This window comes from Aliiroseovarius conchicola (assembly GCF_041403445.1).
GTDB lineage: Bacteria > Pseudomonadota > Alphaproteobacteria > Rhodobacterales > Rhodobacteraceae > Aliiroseovarius > Aliiroseovarius conchicola.
The window spans coordinates 156,773-176,144 of record NZ_JBGEHL010000003.1 but is presented as its reverse complement, the minus strand read 5'-3'; the positions used below and the strand labels follow the sequence as shown (position 1 = coordinate 176,144).

Genomic DNA, 19,372 nt, shown 5'->3' with positions numbered 1-19,372 from the left:
CAGGGACAGATATGAAACGCATTGGTTTGTCTGCATTGCCAGTGGTTGGCGCAGGCATTGTTCTGAGCCTCGTATTACCAAGTATTCTGTTAGCCGAATCTTCTTCTTTTCTGGACCCCGGCGGAGAGATCGCTGCGGATCAGCGGACGCATTTGATTCGCGTCACCGCGCTGACAATGGTGGCTATCATTCCAGTCTATTTGTTGCTGCCGATCATTCTGCGCAAGTATCGCAGGGGCAACAAAAATGCGGACTATAAGCCGCGGTGGGAGTTTTCGTTGCCGTTGGAAATAGCCATGTGGGGAGTGCCCGCGATCTTGGTGGCGATCATGTCGTTTTACCTGTGGCACTCGACCCACGACCTTGATCCATACAAGCCCATCGAAAGTTCTAATTCCACGGTGAATGTTCAGGTCGTCGGCTTGGATTGGAAATGGCTGTTCATTTATCCCGACCTTGGCATTGCGACTGTAGGCGAGATGGGGATGCCGGTGGATCATCCCGTCGCGATGGATCTGACGTCGGACACAGTGATGCAGTCGTTTATCGTCGCGCCGCTTGCCGGTCAGATCAACACGATGGCGGGGATGACGACCAAACTGCATATGATGGCGGACAAGCCGGGCACGTATGAGGGCGAAAACGTTCTTTACAGTGGGAACGGCTTTGTTGATCAGAAGTTTGACGCCATCGCCATGGCGCCCGATGCGTTTGATACGTGGGTCGCCAAAGTGAAATCAGAAGGAATTCTCTTGGATCAGAAGGCGTATGATATCTTGGCCATCCAAGGAAGCACCGAGCAGGCCCATGAAGCCTTGAAGGCAACGATGGCTGACAAGGGCACCGTTTACTTTAATCTGCCTGACGCGCATCTGTTCCATAAAATCGTGATGAAATACCATGACGGCAAGTCTTTGCCGCTCGACCAACAACCCGGCACGGCAGAGTTCAATGCAGCGGCCAATCAGGAGGCCACGCAATGACCTATGAAGACATCTTTGGCCGGCTGACCTGGGATGCGTTGCCGCTGGCGGCGTTCATCAAGAAACCAGGTGTCAACGAAGGCGTGGCCAATGCGGCCGGTTCTGTACTGATCCTTGGTGCTCTGATCGTCGTTTTTGCATTGACCAAATATCGACTTTGGGGGCGTTTCTACCGCGAATGGCTTACCAGTACCGATCACAAGAAGATCGGCATCATGTACATCGCGTTCGCGCTGGTGATGATGACACGCGGTGTGATCGAAGGCGTGGTGATGCGCACCCAACAGGCCTTTGGTCTGGGTGGCGGGTTCCTGCATGCAGATCACTTTGCGCAGCTTTTTTCGACCCACGGCACGATCATGATCTTCTTTGTCGCCATGCCGTTCGTAGCGGGCATCATCAACTATGTGATGCCCCTGCAAATCGGCGCGCGTGACGTGGCATTTCCTGTGATGAACCAAGTCAGTCTGGGGCTGACGGTGGCCAGTGGTATGATGCTGATGGTCTCGCTTGTTGTGGGCGACTTCTCTACCGGGGGTTGGTCCGCGATGCCACCGTTTACAGGTGCCGTATTCAACCCGGGCGTTGGGCCTGATTACTGGATATGGGCGATCGTCGTATCTGGATTAGGGACCACGCTAAGTGGGATCAACTTTGTCACCACAATCTACAAGATGCGCGCGCCGGGCATGACGTTTATGAAGCTGCCGCTCTTTACCTGGACGGTAATCTGTTCGTCACTTCTGATGGTGTTTGCCCTGCCACCGCTGAGCGTCGCCGCACTGCTTTTGGCGTTAGACCGCTACATGGGCTTCCACTTCTTCACCAACGATCTTGGTGGAAATGTGATGAATTTCCCAAACCTCTTTTGGCTGTTTGGCCACCCCGAGGTCTACCTGCTGGTCCTGCCTGCTTACGGCATGTTTTCTGAAGTGTTCGCAACGTTTTCGGCGAAGCGCCTTTACGGTTATCCGTCGCTGGTTTTTGCCACTATGTCGATTGCTGTTCTGTCGTTCACCGTCTGGCTGCACCACTTTTTCACCATGGGTCAGGATGCGCTGATCAATGCGGTGTTTGGGATCGCGTCGATGCTGATCGGCATTCCAACGGGCATCAAAGTGTATGACTGGATGGCAACGATGTATCGCGGAAAAATCCGGTTCTCGGTGCCGATGCTTTATGCCATCAACTTCCTGATCTTGTTTGTGATCGGCGGACTGACTGGTATCCAATTGGCCAACCCGACACTGGACTTCCAGTTCCACAACTCTCTGTTTTTGGTCGCACACTTCCACAATGTGCTGATCCCCGGCGTGCTGTTCGGTCTGCTGGCGGCCTATAATTACTGGTTCCCCAAAGCGTTTGGTTTCCGCCTGAACGAACGGTTGGGGCGGCGCTCGGCTTTCCTTTGGTTGTTTGGTTTCTTGCTGACATTTATGCCGCTTTACGTGGTCGGCCTGATGGGAATGCCACGCCGGTCGTTCAGTTATACTGACCCGGCGTTTGTACCCTATATGATCGTGGCCGTCATCGGAGCGCTCACGATCTTTACCGCATTGCTGACGATCATCTGGCAGCTCAAAGTCTCGATTAAAGAACGTGATCAGAACCGTGTTCCGGTGGGTGATCCTTGGGATGCCCGAACTTTGGAGTGGGCGATCCCTTCGCCGCCGCCCGAATACAACTTCTTCCAAATCCCGCATGTTGAAGAACGCGACGATTTCGCAGAAGCCAAGATAGCGGGTCGAGCCTATCAAGCCCGGCCAGAGTATGAAGACATCGATGTGCCTAAGAACACTCCGTTCGGTCTTATCCTCTGTGTGCTGAGCGGCATCTGGATGTTCGCTTTGGTCTGGTGGATTTGGTGGCTTGTCATTGCCTGTACTGCCGCCATCATTCTGGCCTTTATCGTCTGGAGTTTCGGCATCCATAACGAGCGAACGATCCCGGCTGAGGACGTCAGGCGCGATCATGAGAAATGGCTGGATCTGATACGAAACACCACGCCGGTGGATCGTGATCATGAACATGCGACGGCCAACCTTGGCTATGCCAAAACTGAGTTGGAGGGCTGATCGATGAGCACAACGGACACCAATCTGCACCCCGGCCTTAATCTGCAAGACCACCACGAAGATGTGGCGGACGAGAAAACCGGGATGATCATCTTTGGCTTCTGGGTCTTCTTGATGAGCGACCTCATCTTCTTTGGCCTGATGTTTGCGATTTATATCACCATGATCGGTGCGACTGCTGGTGGGCCGGGGCCGCGCGAGCTGTTTGATTTCACCTCTCTGGCCATGCAAACCGGGGCGCTGTTGCTAAGCTCGTTGACGGCGGGCATGGCATCGCTGGCGTTGAAATATGACCATGGCAAGGGGCGCATCACACTGTGGTTGCTGGTGACGCTAGCACTTGGCTTGTTGTTCCTGACACTCGAGATGCGCGATTTCATTTCAATGATCGACGCCGGAGGAGGGCCAAGCCGCAGTGGTTATTTGTCGGCGTTCTTCGGTATTGTGCCTCTCCATGGCTTGCATGTGACGATGGGATGCTTGTGGCTGGTGGTGATCCTGATCCAGATGTCCACATTCGGATTGGTCACGCAGGTCAAGACGCGCCTGATGCGGTTTGCGCTGTTCTGGCACTTCCTTGATTTGATCTGGATCGGTATCTTCTCAATCGTCTATTTTGGAGGATGGATTTATGGATAAGCACGCCGCATACAAACGCGATTTACGCATTTATCTGATTGGCTTTGTGTTGGCGATCGTACTGACGGCTGCTTCGTTCTTTGTGGCACTGGGCACATCGCTTGGCGCTGGAACGGCGTTGATCCTGATTGGTATCCTAGGCCTTGTGCAGCTGGTGGTTCATCTGCGATTTTTCTTGCATATCGACAGCAGTAAGCAAAAGCGGGAGGATCTTGACCTGATCCTGTTCACATCCCTTGTTGCACTGATCATCATTCTGGGAACGGTCTGGATATTGGGCAACCTACACGAGCGGATGCATATGCATCTGGGGATGTAGGCGCATTGGCTGACCGTCAGTCAAACGCCTTCGCCGCGGGGGCTTCCGGGGGCCCGGTTAATGCCTCGGGCACGTCCGAGCGAAATGAGCTTTGGTACTATGCCATAGCGTTGATCATCGGAGTGTTGGGAGGGGCAGTGGGCGCCGCATTCCACCTATCTCTGGATGGAATAACAGCAACATATTCACGGCTGATCGAAGCGGTCGGAGGCAGTGGTATTGCGATCCTTATCGCGATTCCCCTGTCGGCGGGGATGGCCGTTCTTGCGGCCTTTCTGGTGCGCAAATATGCGCCCGAGACCGCCGGAAGTGGCATTCAAGAAATCGAAGGCGCGATGGAGGGTGAACGAGAGGTGCGCTGGTTTCGTGCGCTTTGGGTCAAATTTACCGGAGGCCTGCTGGCGCTTGGATCGGGTATGGTGCTGGGGCGCGAAGGCCCGACCATCCATCTGGGCGCGGCGGTCGCTAGAGGGGTGACTGCGCAAACAAACCTGCCAACACAAGATCAACGTGGGCTTCTGGCCGCAGGCGCTGCTGCAGGGCTGGCGGCTGCGTTCAACGCGCCCTTGGCCGCCATCGTGTTCATCACCGAAGAGATGCAACGGCAGTTTCCCTTTCGTAGACATACTTATGTCGGGCTGATCGTTGCGGCCATCGCCTCGGCCATTGTGGCCGAGACTTTGGCGGGGCGCCGCCCTCTGATCGAGATCCCGGTGACCGAGATGCCGTTTTCCGTACTGCCACTTATGGTGCTATTGGGCGCCTTGGTTGGTGGGCTGGGCGTGCTGTTTAATCAACTGCTTCTCCGGTCTCTGAACACTGTCGATAAAATGCCAGCAAGGCTTTGGTGGCTGCCAGCCTTGGCAGTTGGCGGCGCAAGCGGCTTGCTGTTCGTGACGTTCCCCGAAGCCGTTCACGGCGGTGAACGGTTCGTCCTTCAGATGTCGGCGTTGGACTTGAGCGTTGTTGCTCTGATCTTGCTCTGTGTTCTGCGTTTCGCGGGATCAGTCATGTCCTATTCGACCGGTGTGCCTGGCGGTATCTTCGCTCCCATGCTGGCTATCGCTGCCAGCCTTGGGCTTGCGGTCGGCGCTGTTTCGCATGACGTGATCCCGGTTGATAACGTCGAGCACGCTTGCGCGATCATTGCGATGGGTGCGTTCTTCACGGCTTCAGTCCGTGCGCCGGTCGTGGCCGTCATCCTTGTGATGGAGCTGACCAACGCCTATGCTTTGCTACTGCCGCTGCTTGTGGCCTGCGTCAGCGCGTCGATTGCGGCACAGGTTCTTAACGGGCAGCCGATCTATGAGCTTTTGCTAGAGCGGACTTTGCGAAAAGCACGTCAGGCCTAACGAAAAGGGAGAGGGTCAATTCACTTTTTCAAGACAGTCGAACATCTTGTCCACGAGTTCGGCCTGCCCGGACTGTTTGCCGATATTTTTCTGGAAACGCTGGGTGCTCCCGTCCCCGCTGAATCATTGATCCTCTTTGCGTCGGGGATGGCTGTTGACGGCCAATTGAACATCTATGCCGTCGCCGCTGTCGTATTTGCCGCCGCCGTTTGTGGGGACAACATCGCATATCTAATCGGCCGAAAGGCTGGACGCGCCGTGGTTCTGCATCACGGCGCAAAAGTGGGCGTGACGGAAGAGCGATTACAGAAAATCGAAGTCATGTTGGACCGGCGCGGCGCTTATATGGTCATCGGTGCGCGCTTCATCGCATTTGTGCGCCAGCTAAATGGGATCACCGCAGGCACAGCCAAGATGAGCTGGCCAAGGTTCTTCGCTGCCGATCTTGTAGGGTGTGCGCTTTGGGCGGGTTTCTGGACTGGAGTTGTCGTTTTGATCGGCAAAGAGAAGGTGATACTGCCATTCTTTTGGCATCATCTATCCCTAACGGCTAGTGTGGTTATGGCAATAATATTTCTGACTCTGGCAATATGGTGGATCAGGCGTCGCGGGATGGGTTCGGAGGCCGAATAACTTCGGCCGTGCTTAGAGGGTTTGATAGTACAACAGGACAAGCTGCTGGGCGCGAAGTCTGATAGGGTGCATTGGGTTAGGCAGCCTGCGGGTTTTGCGGGCTTTACTAGATGATCAGATTCAATGTTGACTAGCTCCGATGCCAGTGGGGTCGGGCATGATCTTAAACTTGGTTAACAAGCTTAAGTGTCCGGATCCCCATATTTCATCTCAAATGCAACGGGCTTCCCAGACGTCAAAAAGCTTGCTTTTGATCCGGGCGAAGTGTTTCCATCGGGGAAACACTGGGCAAAGTATCCACTCTAAATCGTACCAAACGAAACGATTAGACTTTGATCAACGCGAGGAAAGGACAACCGAAACTGTAACTATTAAAGGAAGAAGCTATGCAGAATAGGCATTTCTTCGTAGAAGGGATTTTAGCGTCATCGCTATTCCTTTTCGGAGCTACAGCACTGCCCCTGTCCGCGCAGGACACTGGCGACGCTGCCAAACAAAACATCACTTTTACATCGTGGACCGGCCCTTACATGCGCAGCCAAATGCTGGGTTTTGTGCGGCCATATGAGAATGACAAAGGCGTTCGCGTTCATGTCGAGCACTATAACGGAGGCATTGGCGAAATTCGCAATCAAGTGGAATCTGCCAATGTGATCTGGGATGTGGTTGACTTGACCCAAGCGGACTCTCTCAGGGCCTGCGAGGAAGGCTTGTTAGAAGACCTATCGGGCATAGATCTGCCGGCAGGTGCGGATGGGACAGCCTTCAGGGACGATTTCGTCCCCGGCGCGCTGAATGATTGTGGTGTGGGTGTGATCGAGTGGGCGACTGCGTTTGCCTATTCAGATGCAGCCTTTGGTGATAATCCACCCAGCTCGATCGGTGATTTCTTTGATACGGAAACCTATCCCGGTGCCCGCGCAATCCGCAATGATCCGACAGTCATTATGGAGTGGGCGTTAATGGCCGACGGGGTGGCGCGAGATGACGTATATCCGACGCTTGAAACTGCAGAAGGGGTCGAGCGCGCCCTAGGCGTCATGGATGCGATCAAACCAGGCCTCCAAATCTGGTCGACGGGGCGTGAACCTGTTCGGCTTCTGAACGGTGGCGATGCGGTCATGTCCTCGATCTGGGCGACAACAGGTGTCGCTGCCTCGGAAGAAGAAGGGGCGGATTTCACCGTTGTATTTGATGGGCGCGTGATGGAACTGGACTTGTTCGGTATTCCCAAAGGCAGCCTGAACAAAGACGCGGCACTGGAATTCATTCGATTTGCAAGCTCGTCTCAGGCGCTCGCAGATATGGTCAGCTATCTTCCCAATGGCCCGACGCGCAAGTCTTCACTGGCACTGTTGCCGGAGGAAACGCTCGCGAAAATACCAAACAGCCCCGCCTACGCTGAGAACCTAAGCATCGTCTCAGATGCGAATTGGTGGGCAAATAACCATGGTCGTCTGGAAGAGTTATTTCAGAATTGGCTCACAACAAATGATCAGCAGGGTCCTGCTGGCACAACACGATAGAAGGGGGTCATCATGCCTAATCCAAAGCACCACCCGCCGGAAGGTCTGGTTGCCAAATCAGGGTTCTTTGCGGGGATGAATACCGTTATGGCCATTGCTTCTATGGTGATGATCATTTCCTTTGTCGCCTATACGATTGTTGATGTAGATAGGTCCTCTGCCGTCTTTTCCGCAGGCAAGAGCTTTATCATTGGCAGTTTGGACTGGTTCTATGTTCTGGTCGTGAATGCCGCACTATTCTTTTCCATCTGGCTGCTGTTCAGTCGGTTCGGGCACGTTAAACTCGGTAAAGACGACGACGAGCCGGATTTTTCGACGTTTTCATGGATCGCAATGCTGTTCTCTGCTGGCCTTGGGTCCGGTCTGATTTATTGGGGCGTGGCAGAGCCGATGTTCCATATTCAGGGCAACCCCTTCGCCGATTCAGCAGGGATCGAAGCGGGCACCACTGAAGCTGCCGTTAAAGCCGTGACCGTCACGATCTTCCACTGGGGCTTTCATGGTTGGGGCCTTTATGTTCTGGCAGGTATGTCACTGGCATATTTTGCCTATCGCCATGACCTGCCTTTGACACCTCGGTCGGCGCTGTATCCCATCCTGAAAGACAAGATTTACGGTCCATGGGGACATTTGGTCGATTTGATCGCTGTTTTCGGCACGATCTTTGGGATCGCCACTTCGCTTGGATTGGGTATCACACCCATCGCGGCGGGGCTCGAACGGCTTGGGTGGATGGAAAACACACTGACCAATCAGCTTATCCTTGTTGCCATTATCACTGTCCTTGGAACGGCTTCGGCGGCATCAGGTGTAGGCAAAGGCGTTAGGATTCTGTCTGAACTTAATGTCTCATTCAGCCTCTTTCTGTTGGTTCTGTTTGTTATCCTTGGTCCGACAGCCTTTCTTTTAGGTGTGACCATTTCAAGCATCGGTGACTACCTTTGGAATGTTGTCCCGATGGGATTTAACATCATCGGTGATCCCGAAAACGAGTGGCAAAGCTGGTGGACCATCTTCTATTGGGGCTGGTGGATCGCTTGGTGCCCGTTCGTCGGCATGTTTATTGCCCGCGTATCCAAGGGCCGAACGATCAGAGAGTTCTGTATCGCCGTTCTATTCGTCCCCGTCTCGGTCGTCATGGTCTGGATGGGCGTATTTGGGGGTGCGGCAGCTGGTGTTGAATTGTTCAACGGCGGCGGTGTCGTAGATGCTGTGAACGAAGACTACGCTCGCGGAGTGTTCGAAACGGTCGCCGGGTTTGGTTATGATTGGCTGACGACGCCGATCAACTTCCTGATCACGATGCTGCTGATATCTTGGTTCGTGACATCATCAGACTCCGGCACATTGGTTCTGTGTACCATGTTGTCCATGGGTGACGAAAATCCACCGATTAAGTTCCGTGTTTTCTGGGGTCTTACAGTTGGTGCGGTGGCAGCAGTTTTGATGCTGGCGGGTGGACTGTCAGCATTGCAAACCGCCTCGATTGTTGCAGGGCTTCCAATCGCTGTGATCGTCTTGTTGATGATTTATGGAATGGTGAAAACACTTCATCAGGAACATCCAACGCCCGAATACAAAGACAAGTACGACCTGGAATTCCTGAACCGGTAAGACTTGTGATAGTACAAACAAAGAGCGGGCGGCGTAGGCTGCCCGCTTTCTTGTTCACACATTTCGTAGTTGTGTCTAGTTGCCTTCAGCCTCGATCGCGCGATCAAGGATGCGGCGGAACTGTTTTGCGCCCGCATCTAGGCCAAGGTCGATATAAGGTGTTTTGGCGTGTTTCATGCCAGCGTGAACCTTCTCCAGAACCTCGCGATCCTCGTTAAAGGCCATCACGGCGCCGTCGTTCATGAACTTTGAGACTTCGGCATTGTCAGGATCGGAGTTTCGGTGTTGGAACCAGAAATACCGAGACTGGTCTTCGTTAATCGGCGTCATGAAGTTGTACGAGATGTTGATGAATGTCTCGTCGACGTACGGCTTGTCGTACCCACCGGTGCCGACAGGCGTATAAATTGACTTGTTCAGCCCAATAGCTGGCAGACACATTTCATAGTGTTGGAGGCGGTCGCAATCGCCCTCGAAACTTACCAGATTGGCATAGTAGGGTGACGGCGGCTTATTTTCGATCCAGCGCGATACGATAACACCGCGATCAGTCTTTTCGACGTTCAGTTGTTCTTCGTCGGTGCCGGCCCCGGCGAATGATGTGACGTGGACCCATGCGACGTGGCTCGGATCCAGCAAGTTGTCGCAAATCCAAAGGTAATTGCAGTCGATGTCCAGCACGCCGCCATCGGTCAGTCCCCAGCTTTTGTCGTCGAAGTTTTCGATAGGGAAGATCATGTCGGGATCTGCAAGTTCGGGGTCACCCATCCAAATCCAGAGCAAGCGGTATCGGTCGACAACCGGGTAGGATTTCACCACGGCGCGGCGCGGGATGGCGTGGGCTTGGGTTGGGGCGGCGACGCATGTGCCAGAGCAGTCAAAGGTCAACCCGTGATAGCCACATTCAACCGTGTCACCCTTCAAGTTACCCTCTGACAACGGCAGCTTACGGTGAGGACAGGCGTTTTCGAGAGCCACCGGTCTGCCGTCTTGCTGGCGGTATAAAACCACGTTCTCTCCCAGAAAGGTCTCGGCCTTAAGTTCGCGACCGATGTCTTTGCTCCAGGCGGCGACGTACCAGCAATTGCGTAGAAACATGGCTGTGCTCTCCGTTCTATTAGGTGGTTGAAAGCACTATGGGACAGAACACGGCCCGGTACCATGCGCGATACATAATAGCATGCATTAGGTTTTCTAATGAGCTCTATTATGACGTTCAAATAGGTCGTTTGAGGGATGCGCGGGTAGGGTTGAAGGATACTCTTTCTCAGGAGCCGTTGATGTCCGACATGACGCCCGAGCGCGGTGCGCGCAATCTACTTTTGAACTGCGCGAAGGCGGCCGCTGGTGATCGATTGCTGATCGCCTATGAGCCGCCGGAGTTTGGGTATTTTGATGCCGATTGTGTCAAAATCGTCGGACAGGCCGCGCAGTCGTTAGGCCTTACCGTGGACATTGCGAATGTCGGGTTCAATCCGGCGAACCCTCATCTATCCGACGAACTTCTGGCGCGGTTTGAAGCTGCGGATATTATCCTGTTTCTGGCCCGCCTCGGGGATCAGTTGCGGTTCTCGCAGATGCCTCAAGGCAAGAAGGTCATTGTCAGCTTCGCGACCTCTCACGAGTTGCTGGGATCCGGGTTTTCAAACGGGCACCATGATGCGTTTATGGCGATCCGGTCGGATATTAACGCAGTTCTGGCCGGGGCGAGCGAAGTGCGGCTGACCTGTCCGCTTGGGACCGATATGCGTGGCCGGCCTAAGATGAACTTGCAGCCCGAAGGCGATACGTCGATCCTTCGGTTTCCAATGTCGATATTTACGCCTGTCCCGGCACATAGTTTCTCTGGTCGTGTGGCCATGACGTTTCTGACGGGAACGGGGTCAAAATACTACGATGACTACACGATTGAGTTCGACACGCCGGTCTCAGCAGTCGTCGAGGACGGACGTCTGATCCGGTTTGATGGTGATCCGGCAAATGCAGAACGCGCCGAAGCACATTATGATCGTGTCGCCGGTCTGTTCGGGATTGACCGCAATTTTGTGCATTCTTGGCATGCGGGGATGCACCCCGGCTGTGGCTATCCATGGGATATGCGCAGTAACTACGAGCATTGGGGTGGTTCGGCATTTGGCAATCCGCGCCTGCTACACTTCCACACATGTGGTCGCTATGCGCCCGGTGAAATCAGTTGGAACATCATTGATCCAACCATCATTGTTGATGGCGTAACTTTTTGGGACAAAGGGGTGTTTCACGCCGAGCGTTTGCCCAACGGGCCTGCAATTTTGCAGAAATACCCTTGTGCTGCCGCGCTGTTCGCGGACCCGAACACAGATATCGGACTTCGTGGGCCGCTTGATCGAATCGCTGTCTAACGCAATACTCGTCCTTAATGGGGCCAAGACGAACTGGCCCCATGGTGCGGAGCACTCCCGTCTCCGGAACCGGTACTGAACGGTCGAACCGACCCTACCGGTAAGAAATACGAGACTTCACATGACAAACGCGATTGTAACGCCGCTGACGCAGGCTTTGGCCGAAGGTAAACTGACGCGCGAAGAGCTGAAAAGCTTTATGCAACGATCTGATCGACCGGGGCTGCAACGGCTGGCCTTATGGGTGCTGGTGATTGCGGGTACCTCGACCCTGATCACACTCAGTTGGAACAGCTGGCTGGTTTGGCCGGCGATGTTTTTGCAAGGGATCGTGCTGGTCCACCACTTTTCGCTGCAACATGAATGCGTGCACTACACGGTGTTTCGCACCCGCTGGTTAAACGATGTGGTGGGGCAAATATGCGGCATGGTGATCCTATTGCCGCACCGGTTCTTTCGTTACGAACACTGCGATCACCACACCTATACGCAACTCAATGGCGATGATCCCGAGATGATCCCGATGCCGAAAACCTATGGCGAATATCTGTTGTACCTCTCGGCGCTGCCCTACTGGCGCAGCAAATTTACCGAGGTGTTTCGCCATGCCCGTGGCCAGCTATCGGGTACTGAAAAACGGTTCATTCCGAAGGTCGAACACAAAGCCGTCTATCGCGATGCACGGGTGATGCTAACGCTTTATGCCCTACTATTTTCGGGGATGACGGTGACCGGCTGGTGGGCTCCGATCTGGTACTGGCTTGTTCCAGTCGTCATGGGGGAACCCGTCATGCGGTTCGTTCGGATGACCGAGCATGTGGGCCGCCCAACGGTGCCGCAAATGCACGAGAATACCCGCACCAATCTGGTCTCAGCCCCGTGGCGGTTTTTGTGCTGGAACATGAATTATCACGCCGAACATCATTACGTCGCGTCGGTTCCATTTCACGCATTGCCTCGGCTGCACGAAAAATTGCGCGACCATATCTATGTGGAAAAAAACGGCTATCTGGGAGCGCATTTGGATATTCTGCGCCAACTTCGGATGCGAAAAATACCTAACTCAGGGGTGTCTGAATGAGCGCCGAGAAGCCATGGCAAGACGTGATCCAGCATTCCGATTTAGAGGAAAAATGGGTGACACGCGCACATCTTGGAACACGTCTGATTGCGATCTATGACACGCCAAGTGGTGTCTATGCCTCGCTCGCGTTGTGCAATCATGGCGGCGCCGATCTGTGTGACGGGTATTTCGATGGTCATGTGATTGAATGCCCGCTGCATCAGGGTGCGTTTGACGTACGTGACGGCAAACCTGTGGCTGCGCCTGCCACCCGGAATATGCGGGTGTTAGAGACGCGGATTCAGGACGGGATGGTGCAGGTGCGGATTTAAGGTCAGGCCTTTGCTTGGGTTAAGTAGTCCTGCACCAAAGCCGCATAGCTTCGATCCAACCCGCAATCGAACCCATCCGAGTGGCGTATCACGAGCGCTTTCAGTCCAAAGAACTCAGTATAGCTGACAGCATCGGGCCCGAAGGTGGAGGGATGTAAGTCGAGCGGACAGCCGATTGACATAACTTGATCCGCATCCGGCCCGGTAATCCGAAACATCGCCAAGGTGTCAGAGATGTTTACGATGCTGATCTCTGGCGGGCTCTCGGTCGGGCGTAAAGCGGCTGTCAGCGCTTGTTCATCTTCGAGGCCCGCACGCAAGAGCCAATGGTCTGGGCCAACAAAATATAGTGAGTTATGGCCATCGTTGCTTTGGCTGTTTGGCGTGGGCGGGAACGCGGGCAAGGTCTTGCCGCACCACTTAGATAGCTTTGCGGCATCCCCCCTTAGGTCGAACAGGGCAAACAACGGAAGGCGATTTATTTCGACGTTATATGGCATGTCAGGACCTTAGCCTTTCGCCTTCAGGATCATAGAAGATCGGCGCGCCGACCTTGGCCGATATCGTGCCATCTGTCAGCCGGACATGAACGGTTTCGCCATGGCGGGAGTGCCCATTCTCCAACAACGCCAAGGCCACCCAGCGTCCTGCAACCGTGCTCCAAACACAAGCCGTGACAAGTCCTTCGGTTGGCTTGCGATCACCGCCTGGCGTTAGGGGCGCGCCTTCGGGAATTTGGTTGTTGGGGTCGTCGGTCAGCAACCCCACAAGATCTCGCCGCACAGTGTCGCCTTTGCGTCGCAGCGCGACCGAGTGCTTGCCGAGGTGGTCGTTTTTCTTCTTGGACATGACCCAACCCATGCCGAGGTCGTATGGGTCGACCGTTCCATCAACCTCGTGCCCGAGTGACAGAAAGCCCTTTTCAACACGTAAAACGTGGTTGGCCTCGGACCCGAGTGGCTCAATTCCGAAGGGTGCGCCGGCTTTCATGATGGCGTCCCACAGGGCGGGCATGTGGCGGGGGGCGGTGTTGATCTCGAACGACAATTCGCCGGTAAAGCTGACGCGCACCACGCGGGCTGGGATGCCTGCGACCATGCCGTCGCTGAACGCCATGAAGGGCAGGACCTCGGGGCTAATGTCAATATCCGTGTCCAACGCCCGCATCACTTCGCGGGCTTTCGGGCCACAGATGGTTGCGTTGTGCCACTGGTTGGTGACCGTGGTGACGAAGACGTTCCAGTCGGGGAACTGCGTCTGCAACAGCTCCTCCATATGGCTGTTGATCGCATCTGCGTGTCCGGTTGAAGTCGAGATGATCCAGCGATGCCCATCCAGCCGCAATACCACGCCGTCATCCAGAATTAGACCGTCATCGGACAACATCAGACCATAGCGCACCCGCCCGGGTTTCACCGTCGACATAATGTTGGTGTAAAGGTGATCGACGAACCGACCCACATCGCGCCCTTTCAGTTCGAACGTGCCAAGGGGGGATCCGTCATAGACACCGACCCCAGTGCGCACGGTTTGGGCCTCGCGGTTCACACTATCTTGAAAGCTCTCACCGGGTTTCGGGAAGTATCCGGGTCGCTGCCAACGTGCACCGCTTTCATACATGACTGCGCCGTTGGCGATGTTCCAATCTGTGATCTCGGTATGGCGATAAGGAAAGACGCGAGTGTCATCGCGCAGCCCGGCGATGGCGCCGAAGGACACTGGGGAATAGGGCGAGCGGAATGTCGTTGTTCCAACGTCCTCAAGTGGGCGGCCTTGTGAAAGTGCAACCGTACCGATGATGTTAATATTGCCCGTCTTGCCCTGATCAATCCCCATGCCGCCGGTTGTGTAGCGTTTGACATGCTCGATATTGTCGTAACCTTCGCGCAAGGCCAGGTGGACGTCATCGACCGAGACATCGTTCTGGATATCGAGGAACGCTTTTCCGCGTGCGGCCTCCACCCGCCAAAGCGGTTCAATGTGATAGGGTAGGTCTTCTGCAATTGGGGTGTCAGGGGTTGGAGTGCCCGCGACTTGCGCCGCAGCTTCTGCACCTGAACGCAGTGCATCCCACAGCGTAAACTGCCCCGCTGCTGCGCCTGCGCAACGGACAGGCTGGGCAGGGGTGTCGGGCAGGAAACTTGCCAGTGTTTCGTCATAGCGCAGCGACCCGCGTGATTGCGAAAAGAGGTGCACAGCCGGATTCCATCCCCCGGAATGAAGCAGAAGATCGCAATCTATCTTGCGCTGCGCTGATCCGTCTTTGCGGGCTAGTTCGACGGCGCGGATGTGGTGATGGCCGTGGGCTTTGATCACGACATGACCCGCCAGAATATCAATACCTTGGACCAAGGCGCGGGCCTCTTCTGGCACCGTTTCGCGGCTGTCGATGATCGCAGCAATCTGGACCCCAGCCGCTTTCAGATCGGCGGCAGCAGAATAGGCGCTGTTGTTATTGGTAAACACGACGACCTGTTTACCGGGGCGGATTGCGTAGCGATTGGCATAGGTCTGTGCTGCACTGGCCAGCATCACGCCGGGGCGGTCGTTGTTGCCAAACACAAGGCTGCGTTCAATCGCACCCGTTGCGGTGATGACGTGTTGGGCACGCACACGCCAGTTGCGTTCCAATACGCTGGGATTGTCCGGCGCGCGCTGGTTGACCATCAGATAGTTGTGTTCGCGATACGCCCAGACCGTCGCGTTTTGCAGATGCGTGACGTTGGACATGGTGGCCAGTTCAGCCACGGCCTCCTGTATCCAACGTGTGGCCGGCATCCCATCTATCTTCATGTTGCGCGACAAAAGGCTGCCACCAGCCTGCGCGCCTTCGTCTGCCAGAAACACGCGCAGCCCGGCGCGGCCCGCGACCAATGCGGCCATCAGCCCAGCGGGGCCAGCACCCCCGATCAGCAGATCAGTATGGGCGAAGCGGTTTTCGAAATGTCCGTACGCCGGAGGCTCTTTCGGAGCGCCCGCGAGCCCTGCGGCCCTGCGGATAGCGGGTTCATAAAGGTGCCAGTTCGGCCACTTGAACGTCTTGTAATAAAATCCAGCAGGCAAGAAACGGGTGAGAAGTTGGGTGACCCCGCCCAAGTCGAAGCGTGGTGACGGCCAGCAGTTGACCGAGCGCGCCCGCAATCCTTCGCTTAGCTGAACAGTGGTTGCGGGTTGGTTGGCGGAGGCGTCCTGACCCTCAAGCTCAACCAATGTCGACGGCTCCTCGGGGCCAGCACCGACAATGCCGCGCGGGCGGTGATATTTGAAGCTGCGCGCAGTTAGCGTCACACCATTTGCCAACAGGGCCGAGGCGAGCGTATCGCCTTGAAACCCGAACATCCTACGTCCGTTGAAGGTGAACGAGATGGGATGGCCCCGGTCGATAAGGCCGCCGGTGGGCAGGCGGTTAGGTTGCATGGTTGGGGCCTTCCACAATATCGTGGGTGCGCGTGTCACGCCAAACAGTTGTCCATTGTCCACAACCCCGCACATGCCACCAACGCTCGTGCACTGGACCAAGTGGGTTTGGCACTTGGGTCAGATATGTCACCCAATCTTCATCGCTGGTCTGGTTGGGGTCGGGGCGATCAGGCTTCACCGGGCCGCCAAAAGCAAACTCGTTTTCACTGCGAGGGCCGCAAAAGGGACAGGTGATCAACAGCATATCAGGTCTCCTTATCGAGCGGTCGTGGTGCCGGATTCCATCACGTAGTCGAGGTGGCGGAAGCGGTCCAAGGTGAAGGATGACATCAACGGATGCGGCTGGCCGGTCGCAACCAAATGGGCCAATGTCAGCCCGCCTGCGGGAATGGCCTTGTAGCCGCCCCACCACCCTGCGGTAATGAACAGGCCCGGCACGTCTGTCTGATCCATGATGGGCGAGGCATCATGCGCGATATCCAAATGCCCGCCCCATTGGCGCATGAGTTTGAGTTTCTTGAATGATGGGAACAGCGACAACATGGCCGTGACGGTATCCTCAAACACGTTCTGTTTGATGTCGCGTCGAAAGCTTTGCCCCATGTCGGGGGCGCCGCCGATCACCATCTCGCCCTTGTCGGATTGGCTGAAATAGAACCCGCTGTCGGGGCAGTTTACGATCACATCAACCAGAGGCTTTACCGGCTCGGACACGAAGGCCGTCAGGTTCATGGTGCGCAGGGGCAAGGCAAGCCCCGCCGTTTCGGTCAGCGTCGTCGTGTGACCCGACACTGCGACGACCACTTTCTTGGCCCGCACGGTTCCACGCGTGGTCTCGACCCCCTCGATCGATCCGTCAAGTCCTCGCAAAAGCTGCGTCACCCCGGTTTGCTGATGGATCTCGACCCCCATTGCGTCAATGGCGCGGGCATACCCCCAAGCGACGGCGTCATGGCGGTTTACGCCTGCATCTGTGTGGACCATGCCGCCGATGATTGGCAATCGTGCATCTGGCCCCCCTCCGGTCAGGGCAGGGATTCGACGGCGCAATTCGGCCTCTGAGATTTTCTCGTAAGTCGACCCATAGATGTCCATCGTCAATTGGCGACGCCTGAGCTCCCGCATCTTCGGATAGGTTTGCACGACATCAACCATGGTGCGTTTTGAATGCATCATGTTGAAGTTGAGTTCATCCGTCAGCCCTTCGAACATCTCGACGGACTTGACGTAGAATGGGATCGAGGCATCGCGCATATAGTTCGACCGGATGGTCACTGTATTGCGCGCGATGTTGCCGCCGCCCAGCCAACCGCGCTCCAACACTGCGACATTGGTGATCCCATGTTCTTTGGCCAGATAGTAAGCGGTGGAGAGCCCGTGCCCACCTGCGCCAATCACGATCACATCATAATGGTCTTTCAACGGTGGGCTACGCCACGCGCGTGCCCAACGCTTGTGTTTGCTGAGACTGTGAAGAAACAGAGATGCGATGTTGTAGTTTTGCATTATATGCATATAATTTACTATTAGTAAAAATACGTCAAGAGATTTGAATGAGACGACGATGACACAGAGATCAGAGATTGATATCGCGGTCGGCCGGGTGTTGAACCGCCTGCGACAGGAGCGACAGTTGACCGTGACAGCTTTGGCCGAGGCATCGGGCGTGTCAGCCGCGATGATCAGCCGGATAGAGAACGGGCAGGTCTCTCCGTCCCTATCGACGTTGAACGCGTTGGCCGGGGCGATGTCGGTGCCGGTGATGGCGTTGCTTGCAGACAATGATCACACCGCTGACATTCACCATGTGAAGGCAGGGCAGGGGTTGCCGTCGCGGCGCGTGGCGCAAAACCATGCGCATGAATACTTGCTGCTGGGCAAACACAGCGGACCAGGAGGGAATTTTCAGGCCGCCCGTATTCGGATTGATCGCGAGGATGCGGGAATGCTGCCGACCTATCAGCACGAAGGACAGGTCTTTCTGTATGTCCTGACGGGTGGCGCGCGGTATCAATGCGGGTCGGAACAATTCGAGCTTTGCGCCGGTGACACACTAAGTTTCGATGCGAAGCTGCCACATGGGTTTGTCGGTATCCGCGACGACCATGTGGAGTTTATCACCGTGTCTTCGCGCCCCACTTAAGCATCCGCATCAACGGTCGTCGGCTTTCCGTTCAAAGCGCGCGAACAGGCGGCTAAGCCCAAAGCATACAATGAAGTAGAACGCGGCGGTGGTGATCCATGCCTCGAAAATCATACGAGACGAAGCCACAAGCTCGACCGTCTTGTAGGTCAGCTCCTGAACCGAGATCAGCGACAGGATCGAGCTGTCCTTGATCAACGATATGAACTGGTTGGCCATCGGTGGCACCACCTTTTTCAGCGCTTGAGGCAGAACGATGTAGCGTAGCTCCTGAAGGTGACTCATGCCGATGGAGCGGGCGGCTTCGCGTTGGCCCTTGGGCACAGATTGGATGCCTGCGCGCACGATTTCACCGACAAATGCGCTTTCGAACAAGGCCAGCACGATCACGCCAGAAACCAGCGACGGGAAACGGCGCATTTCGCCGAAGAAAAACTCCCAGATGTAGTTATCCTCTTGCCGCGCAATTCCGCGCGCCCAGCGTTCAAGATTAAGTGCGTCGATCAGTTGTTGCGACAGGAAGAAGAAGAAGATGAAGACAACGACGACGGGCGGGACGTTGCGCAGAAACTCCAAATAGGTCCGGGCGAGCATACGGATTGTCAGATTGCCAGCACAACGCGCGATGCCAAGAATGGTTCCTAGTATCAGCGCTATGATGCCGGAATAGATACTGATGCGGATGGTCGCCACAAGGCCCTGAAGCAGTAGGTTCGCAAAGTATTCCTCGCGCCCGGAATGCCAGCCAATGATGTAGCCGGGGATCAGCTCCCACCGCCATTTGTAGTTCAGCGTGCCTTCGATCGACAGCCAGATATATCCGAAAAATGCGAATAGAACCGCAAGGATCAGGTAGTCGGGCCATCTGAGTTTCTTTAGGAAATCCTGCACG

At 55.5% G+C, this 19,372-nt stretch carries 18 protein-coding genes; 12 read left to right on the top strand and 6 right to left on the bottom strand.

The window, feature by feature from the left end; translation table 11 throughout:
• The first annotated feature begins 11 nt into the window (after positions 1–11).
• The 8 genes from V6N04_RS06555 to V6N04_RS06520 all read left to right on the top strand — a co-directional run bounded on the left by V6N04_RS06555 (position 12) and on the right by V6N04_RS06520 (position 9,141).
• A complete protein-coding gene (locus V6N04_RS06555; protein ID WP_371169341.1) occupies positions 12–983 on the top strand; it encodes a cytochrome ubiquinol oxidase subunit II family protein in 972 nt (323 codons plus the stop codon).
• Positions 980–3,058, top strand: coding sequence for a cbb3-type cytochrome c oxidase subunit I (locus V6N04_RS06550; protein WP_371169340.1), 2,079 nt, complete (start codon positions 980–982; stop codon positions 3,056–3,058). Before V6N04_RS06555 ends, V6N04_RS06550 begins: the two co-directional genes overlap by 4 nt.
• A gap of 3 nt (positions 3,059–3,061) precedes the next feature.
• The gene (locus V6N04_RS06545; protein ID WP_371169339.1) at positions 3,062–3,697 is read left to right on the top strand and encodes a cytochrome c oxidase subunit 3; all 636 of its coding nucleotides are present in this window, start codon (positions 3,062–3,064) and stop codon (positions 3,695–3,697) included.
• Entirely contained in the window at positions 3,690–4,016 is a 327-nt protein-coding gene (cyoD, locus tag V6N04_RS06540) for a cytochrome o ubiquinol oxidase subunit IV (protein ID WP_371169338.1), read from the top strand. The genes V6N04_RS06545 and cyoD overlap by 8 nt, the downstream gene beginning before the upstream one ends.
• A gap of 5 nt (positions 4,017–4,021) precedes the next feature.
• Complete coding sequence (gene clcA / locus V6N04_RS06535; RefSeq protein ID WP_371169337.1) at positions 4,022–5,368, top strand: H(+)/Cl(-) exchange transporter ClcA; 1,347 nt, start codon at positions 4,022–4,024, stop codon at positions 5,366–5,368.
• A 126-nt stretch (positions 5,369–5,494) separates the two neighbouring features.
• Positions 5,495–6,001, top strand: a complete 507-nt coding sequence (locus V6N04_RS06530; protein WP_371169336.1) for a DedA family protein — start codon at positions 5,495–5,497, stop codon at positions 5,999–6,001.
• Positions 6,002–6,387: 386 nt separating this feature from the next.
• The gene (locus V6N04_RS06525; protein ID WP_371169335.1) at positions 6,388–7,527 is read left to right on the top strand and encodes an extracellular solute-binding protein; all 1,140 of its coding nucleotides are present in this window, start codon (positions 6,388–6,390) and stop codon (positions 7,525–7,527) included.
• Between the two features lie 12 nt (positions 7,528–7,539).
• Positions 7,540–9,141, top strand: coding sequence for a BCCT family transporter (locus V6N04_RS06520; RefSeq protein ID WP_371169334.1), 1,602 nt, complete (start codon positions 7,540–7,542; stop codon positions 9,139–9,141).
• A gap of 75 nt (positions 9,142–9,216) precedes the next feature.
• Here the strand turns inward: V6N04_RS06520 and V6N04_RS06515 are convergent, their stop codons facing one another.
• On the bottom strand, positions 9,217–10,239 hold the full coding sequence (locus tag V6N04_RS06515) for an aromatic ring-hydroxylating dioxygenase subunit alpha (RefSeq protein ID WP_371169333.1): 1,023 nt from the start codon (positions 10,237–10,239) through the stop codon (positions 9,217–9,219).
• Between the two features lie 182 nt (positions 10,240–10,421).
• Here V6N04_RS06515 and V6N04_RS06510 point away from each other — a divergent pair, with 182 nt between their 5' ends.
• From V6N04_RS06510 to V6N04_RS06500, 3 genes are all read left to right on the top strand, one after another.
• Positions 10,422–11,522, top strand: a complete 1,101-nt coding sequence (locus V6N04_RS06510; protein WP_371169332.1) for a hypothetical protein — start codon at positions 10,422–10,424, stop codon at positions 11,520–11,522.
• Between the two features lie 121 nt (positions 11,523–11,643).
• Complete coding sequence (locus V6N04_RS06505) at positions 11,644–12,603, top strand: fatty acid desaturase family protein (RefSeq protein WP_371169331.1); 960 nt, start codon at positions 11,644–11,646, stop codon at positions 12,601–12,603.
• Complete coding sequence (locus V6N04_RS06500; RefSeq protein ID WP_371169330.1) at positions 12,600–12,917, top strand: non-heme iron oxygenase ferredoxin subunit; 318 nt, start codon at positions 12,600–12,602, stop codon at positions 12,915–12,917. The genes V6N04_RS06505 and V6N04_RS06500 overlap by 4 nt, the downstream gene beginning before the upstream one ends.
• Before the next feature lie 2 nt (positions 12,918–12,919).
• Here the strand turns inward: V6N04_RS06500 and V6N04_RS06495 are convergent, their stop codons facing one another.
• The 4 genes from V6N04_RS06495 to V6N04_RS06480 are packed head-to-tail and all read right to left on the bottom strand — an operon-like array spanning position 12,920 to position 17,843.
• Positions 12,920–13,417, bottom strand: a complete 498-nt coding sequence (locus V6N04_RS06495) for a sarcosine oxidase subunit gamma (RefSeq protein WP_371169329.1) — start codon at positions 13,415–13,417, stop codon at positions 12,920–12,922.
• Position 13,418: 1 nt separating this feature from the next.
• Positions 13,419–16,334: a sarcosine oxidase subunit alpha family protein gene (locus V6N04_RS06490; RefSeq protein ID WP_371169328.1), complete on the bottom strand. Its 2,916-nt coding sequence runs from the start codon at positions 16,332–16,334 to the stop codon at positions 13,419–13,421.
• Positions 16,324–16,581, bottom strand: a complete 258-nt coding sequence (locus V6N04_RS06485; protein ID WP_371169327.1) for a sarcosine oxidase subunit delta — start codon at positions 16,579–16,581, stop codon at positions 16,324–16,326. The genes V6N04_RS06490 and V6N04_RS06485 overlap by 11 nt, the downstream gene beginning before the upstream one ends.
• Before the next feature lie 11 nt (positions 16,582–16,592).
• Positions 16,593–17,843 (bottom strand): FAD-dependent oxidoreductase, encoded by a 1,251-nt coding sequence (locus V6N04_RS06480; RefSeq protein WP_371169326.1) that lies wholly within the window; start codon positions 17,841–17,843, stop codon positions 16,593–16,595.
• A gap of 58 nt (positions 17,844–17,901) precedes the next feature.
• Between V6N04_RS06480 and V6N04_RS06475 the strand changes: the two genes are divergently transcribed.
• Positions 17,902–18,480: a helix-turn-helix domain-containing protein gene (locus tag V6N04_RS06475; protein WP_371169325.1), complete on the top strand. Its 579-nt coding sequence runs from the start codon at positions 17,902–17,904 to the stop codon at positions 18,478–18,480.
• Between the two features lie 9 nt (positions 18,481–18,489).
• Here V6N04_RS06475 and V6N04_RS06470 read toward each other — a convergent pair whose 3' ends face one another.
• On the bottom strand, positions 18,490–19,371 hold the full coding sequence (locus V6N04_RS06470; RefSeq protein WP_371169324.1) for an amino acid ABC transporter permease: 882 nt from the start codon (positions 19,369–19,371) through the stop codon (positions 18,490–18,492).
• Position 19,372: the final 1 nt, after the last annotated feature.

What these genes read in the sequence shown, in the direction of transcription:
- V6N04_RS06555 (WP_371169341.1), top strand. Translation starts at nt 12, where the DNA reads ATGAAACGCATTGGTTTGTCTGCATTGCCAGTGGTTGGCGCAGGCATT.
- V6N04_RS06550 (WP_371169340.1), top strand. Translation starts at nt 980, where the DNA reads ATGACCTATGAAGACATCTTTGGCCGGCTGACCTGGGATGCGTTGCCG.
- V6N04_RS06545 (WP_371169339.1), top strand. Translation starts at nt 3,062, where the DNA reads ATGAGCACAACGGACACCAATCTGCACCCCGGCCTTAATCTGCAAGAC.
- cyoD (WP_371169338.1), top strand. Translation starts at nt 3,690, where the DNA reads ATGGATAAGCACGCCGCATACAAACGCGATTTACGCATTTATCTGATT.
- V6N04_RS06525 (WP_371169335.1), top strand. Translation starts at nt 6,388, where the DNA reads ATGCAGAATAGGCATTTCTTCGTAGAAGGGATTTTAGCGTCATCGCTA.
- V6N04_RS06520 (WP_371169334.1), top strand. Translation starts at nt 7,540, where the DNA reads ATGCCTAATCCAAAGCACCACCCGCCGGAAGGTCTGGTTGCCAAATCA.
- V6N04_RS06515 (WP_371169333.1), bottom strand. Translation starts at nt 10,239, where the DNA reads ATGTTTCTACGCAATTGCTGGTACGTCGCCGCCTGGAGCAAAGACATC.
- V6N04_RS06510 (WP_371169332.1), top strand. Translation starts at nt 10,422, where the DNA reads ATGTCCGACATGACGCCCGAGCGCGGTGCGCGCAATCTACTTTTGAAC.
- V6N04_RS06505 (WP_371169331.1), top strand. Translation starts at nt 11,644, where the DNA reads ATGACAAACGCGATTGTAACGCCGCTGACGCAGGCTTTGGCCGAAGGT.
- V6N04_RS06500 (WP_371169330.1), top strand. Translation starts at nt 12,600, where the DNA reads ATGAGCGCCGAGAAGCCATGGCAAGACGTGATCCAGCATTCCGATTTA.
- V6N04_RS06495 (WP_371169329.1), bottom strand. Translation starts at nt 13,417, where the DNA reads ATGCCATATAACGTCGAAATAAATCGCCTTCCGTTGTTTGCCCTGTTC.
- V6N04_RS06490 (WP_371169328.1), bottom strand. Translation starts at nt 16,334, where the DNA reads ATGCAACCTAACCGCCTGCCCACCGGCGGCCTTATCGACCGGGGCCAT.
- V6N04_RS06485 (WP_371169327.1), bottom strand. Translation starts at nt 16,581, where the DNA reads ATGCTGTTGATCACCTGTCCCTTTTGCGGCCCTCGCAGTGAAAACGAG.
- V6N04_RS06480 (WP_371169326.1), bottom strand. Translation starts at nt 17,843, where the DNA reads ATGCAAAACTACAACATCGCATCTCTGTTTCTTCACAGTCTCAGCAAA.
- V6N04_RS06475 (WP_371169325.1), top strand. Translation starts at nt 17,902, where the DNA reads ATGACACAGAGATCAGAGATTGATATCGCGGTCGGCCGGGTGTTGAAC.